Origin of the sequence: Acinetobacter haemolyticus (assembly GCF_003323815.1) — a bacterium.
In the GTDB taxonomy this organism is placed as follows: Bacteria; Pseudomonadota; Gammaproteobacteria; order Pseudomonadales; family Moraxellaceae; genus Acinetobacter; species Acinetobacter haemolyticus.
Genome location: NZ_CP030880.1, coordinates 896,785 through 902,383, shown reverse-complemented (window position 1 = coordinate 902,383; position 5,599 = coordinate 896,785). Strand labels below are relative to the sequence as shown.

At 34.0% G+C, this 5,599-nt stretch carries 2 protein-coding genes, 1 tRNA gene and 2 pseudogenes; 2 read left to right on the top strand and 3 right to left on the bottom strand.

Annotation, left to right across the window (positions count from 1 at the left end; translation table 11 throughout):
* Nucleotides 1-272: 272 nt before the first annotated feature.
* From DS737_RS16345 to DS737_RS04150, 3 genes and pseudogenes are all read right to left on the bottom strand, one after another.
* A pseudogene (locus tag DS737_RS16345) lies at nt 273-810 on the bottom strand (sel1 repeat family protein); the annotation flags it as partial.
* Nucleotides 811-884: 74 nt separating this feature from the next.
* Nucleotides 885-974 (bottom strand) — tRNA-Ser (locus DS737_RS04155).
* 107 nt (nt 975-1,081) lie between these two features.
* Nucleotides 1,082-1,417, bottom strand: a pseudogene (locus DS737_RS04150) (GreA/GreB family elongation factor); the annotation flags it as partial.
* A 108-nt stretch (nt 1,418-1,525) separates the two neighbouring features.
* On the opposite strand from DS737_RS04150, the gene gmtY reads away from it, so the two are divergent.
* The gene (gmtY, locus tag DS737_RS04145) at nt 1,526-2,845 is read left to right on the top strand and encodes a gamma-mobile-trio recombinase GmtY (protein WP_113996840.1); all 1,320 of its coding nucleotides are present in this window, start codon (nt 1,526-1,528) and stop codon (nt 2,843-2,845) included.
* Nucleotides 2,842-5,598 carry a gamma-mobile-trio integrase GmtZ gene (gmtZ, locus tag DS737_RS04140; protein WP_113996839.1) on the top strand — a complete coding sequence of 919 codons (2,757 nt, stop codon included), beginning with the start codon at nt 2,842-2,844 and terminating at the stop codon, nt 5,596-5,598. Before gmtY ends, gmtZ begins: the two co-directional genes overlap by 4 nt.
* The last annotated feature ends 1 nt before the right edge of the window (nt 5,599 follow it).

Genomic DNA, 5,599 nt, shown 5'->3' with positions numbered 1-5,599 from the left:
AATCCCCCCAGATTGTTATGAATTTGTATGCTTTTAGTTAAGTATAAATGCCTTAGATATTAGTGATTAATTTTCTTTAAATCAATTTATTATTAAAAAGAATTAGCTAGTTAGCTAAATAAAGCTTTAAATTTTAAAATAATTTTACTTAATCGTCTGATTGTTAATTACAGATAAAAAATAGACTTCTTTCATAATTATTGCCACTCTCTTTTTATATCCCACATAAGTAGAAATAAAGGGGATTTATGAAAGAAGTCTATTAATCTTTTTTAGATCACCCAGCTCATTTTTAGAGGACTTGATATGTGCTGAATTGAAAACTTATTCTTACTATCATAATGATAAAGTACAATTTTATTTACTTTAACCATCCAATTATTTTCTTTCATATCCGTTCCCTGATAATGAATCTGGAATGGATAAAATGGTTGTCCATTTTTGTTGACTGGGATTGCGGAAGAATAGCCGTACTCTGGTTGTCCTGAAACTCTTCCTTCTTCGAACATTTGTTCAACAATATAGCCTCCTTCATTTATCAGAAGAAGTGACCATACGCTTTCCCCATAACCATTTCCGTAATAACCATCAATGATACAGCTTCCTAGTGTATTATTTCCAAACGCTTGTAAGTTCTTTTTAAATTCTTGGGCATTCCATGAGGTTAGACCATATCTCTCAATACTTTTAACTTCCTCTGAGCTGTTTTGAAATCATTTGGAATTGACCATTGTTCAATTTTTTAAAGAGATATAACTCCAAAGTACCTCGTGTCGTATATGAGGTTTCTATCCTGCCTTCGATCGCTAAAATTTCGAATAGTGCCAAAATTGTGCCAAAGAAAAAGGGAATCAAACTATGTATTTGATTCCCTTTAAGATATTTGGCGGAAGCGGTGAGATTCGAACTCACGGAGGACTCACACCCTCGTCGGTTTTCAAGACCGGTGCATTAAACCGCTCTGCCACGCTTCCAATGGCGGCTATCATATAAATAAAAGTGCAAGTTGGCAAACCTTTTATTCAAATTTATAAACTGAATGCTCAAAATAAACTCAACAAGCTGAATTTTTATAGATTTTCTATTTTTCATAACGAATTGAGTTGATATACCAAACCTTTTTGCCCAATGGGGTATGCACTTCAACCTCGTCATCAACTTGTTTAGTTAATAATGCACGCGCCATGGGTGATTCAATCGAAATATGTTGAGGATGATGATCATAAATCTCATCAATACCAACTATTCTCAAAATTTTTTGTTCACCCGCTTCATTTTCGATCTCGACCCAAGCCCCGAAGTAAACCTTTCCCTCTTGTTCAGGAACATAGTCTACAATTTTTAACTCTTCTAAACGTTTACCAAGATAGCGTACTCGTCGATCAATTTTCCTGAGCAATTGTTTGTTGTATTGATATTATAACCCCATGACTAAACATACTATTTACAACCCAATCAAATTGACAATTGATCAAATATTGTTAGCCTAATAATTAAACACCCAATAATATGTACTAAAAATTATATGCCTTATGTTCGAAAGATTTATGTAAATTACACTGACTGTACTACAAGAAGAGTATTAACGTTACCATCGATCCTTACTGAAAAAGGTGTGGTGATTTCTCACTTAAGGTATTTGGCTTGGTTCAACTCAAAAAGCGAGGCTTGGAAAGAACGCTCAAGTTTCGCTTTGCAGCTTTTGCTGAAATATATCAATGCCGTTCCAAATATTGAAAGTGCTACGATACTACTCAAATCATTTACAGAATCTCTAGCTACAGGGACAATCAATTATAAAACCCTTAGTGATCCTCTCGATCTTTATTGGCGACCTAGAACTATCACTGACACTAATAACTTATTATTTCACATCACACACTATACTGACTTCTTAGCTCTACAAGATGAATATAACTCTCCAAGAGTTAACCCTTTTCGTAAAGCAACCAGCTATGAGGAACGCCTTAATTGGTGTGCCTATTACCACAAACAAGCAAATGTATTCCTAAACCATTTAACAAATAAAGACAAAGCAAATATTACCCAACAACAAGTACGCTTAGTTGGCTCATTACAAGAAAATCAATATGATACGGAATATGCAATCCGTTTCCCTGAAAACCAAATCGAAAGGCTTCTCTATTTAGGTTTTGAGAAAAATGGGCTATTCGACTATAAATCACAAGCTATTACAATGCTTATGAATTATGGAGGGTTAAGAAAAAGCGAGGTTTTTCACCTTTTCATTTCTGATATTACTTTACACCCGAATCATTCGAAGGAAGCTTTGGTTCGTGTTTATCATCCAATTATAGGAAGTTCACCTGATCCAAATTATAGAAATAGGCAAGAGTATCTTCTTTCCAAAACATCATATAAGCCAAGAAGCACCTACTCATTTTCTGAACGATTATACTCAGGCTGGAAGACACCGTTATTAACTTCTAAAGATGGCTACTTTGAAGTACTTTTTAACCCACCTGAAAAAGCACGAGAATTTCTAGCAGTTTGGATAAACTACTTAAAATATCAACGTGTTGAGCCGCCAAAAAATAATCCCCACCCTTTTGCATTTACTAATAGCTTAGGAGCACCAGAAACAATTAAAAACTTCCAAAGACTTCATAAAAATGCAGTAGAACGCATCGGCCTAGAATGTAAAAAAGAACTTGGTACAAGTGAACATGGCCATAGACATGCTTACGGCTTCAGAGCTAGAACAGCGGGTCTAGATCAAATAGCAATTCAAAAAGCAATGCATCATAAAAGTCCTATCTCCTGTTTAGTCTATATCAAACCAACGCTAGAAGAAGTCAAAGAAAAATTAAGAGGCATAAAATGATAAAACACTTCAATCTAAGAAATATTAGTAAGTCAGGACTTGCAACCTCTTATTCACCCTTTCCAAATTTTGAAGACTTGAAAAAAACTTGTAAGCAATTAGGGATTACAAATTCTGTTATTTATAAGAAAAGCTATCGTCAGCATAATTTACCAGCACATCCTGAACGTATTTATGATGAATGGATAAGCTATAAGGACTTTTTTGATATTCCAGAAATTATTACTTATCTAGATTTAAAGAAAATTATTCATGCACAAAACTTAAAGAATGCAAAAGAATATAAAGACTTTGTTAACAAACAAAATGATTCATCAATACCACTTGATCCACAAGGTAGCTATGGAGACGAATGGGAGAATTGGTTTAAATTCTTAGGGAAAGAGGAGCCCTTTAAACCCGAATTTATTTCTTATGAATATCATGAATGGGCTACTAAAATAATTGAATTTATGAAAGTAGCTCGAGGTGGTGGTACAAAAGAAAGTCATTTATGTCGATTTGTACGTCTATACATAGAAAGATTTGATAAAAGTAAATCTCCTCATATTTTTCTAGTTCAGAAAAAATTCGACGTTAAACCCTTTCGAAATATTCTTGAAAATTGCGAATCTGATCATATGAGAAGAAAACTTGTGATTGCGGTAAACGAGTTTCTTGATTATATCATTAATAATGACCTGACTATTGAAGATGAAGATACAGGAGAAATTGTACGCGTTGATAATGCACGTAATCCCTTTACTCTATTATTAGTTCAACAGAATATTTCATCTTCCTCTTTACGCTCTGAAACAACCAAACCTTGCTTACAGTATCATTTTGTTAAAAAAGTACAAAATTGGATTATTCCCGTAACAGCAAAGAATTTCAGAGATCTTGCCCACTTACAAAAATTTGATGTTGACTGGGTTAAGATTAATTCCCACTTGATTGACCCTAATGACCAGGATTGCATCTACAAAAAAATAGATGATCAATACTATTTGTGGTGTCCAATTGATTGGATACATACATATACTTTAACAAAGGTGCCATTGAGGGGTAGGCAAATTGCTTATAACGACTCTGGTGAAGCCGATAAGTACATTGCTGATATTGATGAACATAATCAAATTATCTGGATAGAAAATCCGTCATTATTTGCTGGCTTGACCAAAGAGCAATCCTTTATAAAACGTATGCCAGATGGACAATTGGGTATGTTCACTACTACCAATAAAACCAATAATAATGGATTAGGTTATACCGTACCCTGGATTCCAGAAGATCTTGCATATTGGCTAATAAAATTAAGAAAATGGCAGCAAAAGTATAATGCTATTAAGGCCCCTAGCACTTGGTTAGATTGCCAAAGAACTAACTTAAATGAGTTACAAAGAAAATCTAAAGGTATAAATTGTTTTTTATTTAGAAGGTTTGGGGATTTTGAACCGGCAGCGGTGTCTAATGCATTAACACCTCGATTAGCAACCGCTCTTTACTATATACAACCTACTAATCTTAACTTATCAAATCTTGAAGGTAATCCAGCAACAATAGGTGCATATAAATCAAAATATACCCCACATAGTATGCGTGTAAGCCTCATAACAGCATATGTCATAGAGATGGGCATGCCTATCGAGATAGTTATGAAAATTGTTGGGCATAGTTCAGTAATTATGTCCATTTATTACTGCAAAGTTTCTCAACAGGACATAAGGACGAAGCTAGAAGAAAGTGAAAAAGTTATATTAAAGAATGAAGCTGAAGCAATTCAACATACAATTGAACAGAACAAAATTGAAGATATCAAAAATCAACTAGTTGGCAGTAACGCTGAACTATTACAAGCATTAAATAATGATATACCAGCTGGAAATTATATTTTTAGAGACTATGGTATTTGCCCTTTTGCAGCATCAAGATGCCAAGATGGTGGAGAATTAATTCAAAGTAGCTCATTCTATACCCCGACCCCTCAAGGTTATTTGGGGATTCAAAATTGTATTAGATGCAGACATTTTATTACTGGACCAGCATTCTTAGGTGGACTTCTAGCGATTGCAAATGAAATTTTACTACAAGCAAATACTCAATCAGATGCATGTAGCCAATTACAAAAGAAAATTACTTCACTAAATCATGAAATTAATAAATTAGAGCAAGAAGAATATATAGCAAATCTCAAACAACAAGAATTCTTAGGTAAAACACAACGCCCTAAGCTCGAAACTGAATTACGCAATTTTGAATCAGAATATGAGTTAACAGCGAAGAAATTAGATATGTTGCTATGTGATATACAAGCAACATATGGGCATATAACTCGTTGTCATAACTTAATAAATAGTACCCCCTCAGATGCAAGTACAAATGAGCTAACTCTCATTACGATGCGAGATGCAGAACTCATTATTGAAATGGAGGAGGTCAATCATTATCAACAACTTCAGGAAGTCTGTGAGAATGCAGTAATCTATAAATCATGTAATGCTGATCAGGCAATTTATCCTAGAACGCAATTGATTGATAGAATGGCTATGTTTAATGAAATTATGCCTAGCCTTTTCACTCTCACTAAAGAACAGCAACTCATGGCAGGAAACCAAATTTTTAAATTATTAATGAACAGATTAAAAACTTGGGATAAAGTCCAACAGGTAATAGACTGCCGTATCAAATTCACAGAATTAGCAGACACTGAGCAAATTTCGAAGTCAGATATTGAACTTATCATGACAAATTCAAAGAATCTTATTGAGGGCTAAA